The sequence below is a fragment of the Roseisolibacter sp. H3M3-2 genome, from assembly GCF_029211165.1.
GTDB lineage: Bacteria > Gemmatimonadota > Gemmatimonadetes > Gemmatimonadales > Gemmatimonadaceae > Roseisolibacter.
On record NZ_JARGEK010000796.1, the window covers coordinates 1 to 555 of the forward strand.

Here is a 555-nt window from a genome sequence, read left to right on the forward strand (position 1 = left end):
GGCGGCGCATCGCGGTCTCGCGGTGGGAGGAGATGTCGTGGCAGCGCGCGCGCACCGCCGCGAGGTCGCCGAAGCGCGCGAGCGCCTCGGCGCGCGCCTCGTCGGGCGCGCGGCCGGCCGCGACCAGCTCCGCGGCGGCCATGTCGACGTGGAACGCCAGCTCCTCGTCCACCGCGGCGCCGACGTCGCGCTCGGCGCCCGGCAGGCGGAAGAGCCGGCGCACCCCCGGGAAGCGGCGCAGGCCGCCGGGCGTCATGCGGGGCCCCCGTCGGCGGCGTCGGCGACCGCCAGCACGCGCCCGACGGCGGCGGCGTAGCGCGCCCAGCTCGTGCTCTTGGCGCCGAGCTGCTGGCGCCCCTCGCGGGTGAGCTGGTAGTACTTGGCGCGCCGGTTGTTCTCCGAGAGCCCCCACTCGCTGGCGATCCAGCCGCGCCGCTCCAGGCGGTGGAGGGCGGGGTAGAGCGCCCCCTCCTCGACGCGCAGCACGTCGTCGGAGACCTGGTGGATCCAGCGCGCGACGGCGTAGCCGTGGCGCGGGCCCCAGGAGAGGGTCTT

At 78.2% G+C, this 555-nt stretch carries 2 protein-coding genes; both read right to left on the minus strand.

The genetic code is table 11. The features are described from left to right. Positions 1 to 256 (minus strand): permease prefix domain 1-containing protein (locus tag PYV61_RS26455; protein WP_275836879.1); only part of this gene is annotated, 256 nt, incomplete at its 3' end. Then, positions 253 to 555 (minus strand): PadR family transcriptional regulator (locus PYV61_RS26460; RefSeq protein ID WP_275836880.1); only part of this gene is annotated, 303 nt, incomplete at its 5' end. The genes PYV61_RS26455 and PYV61_RS26460, both read right to left, overlap by 4 nt.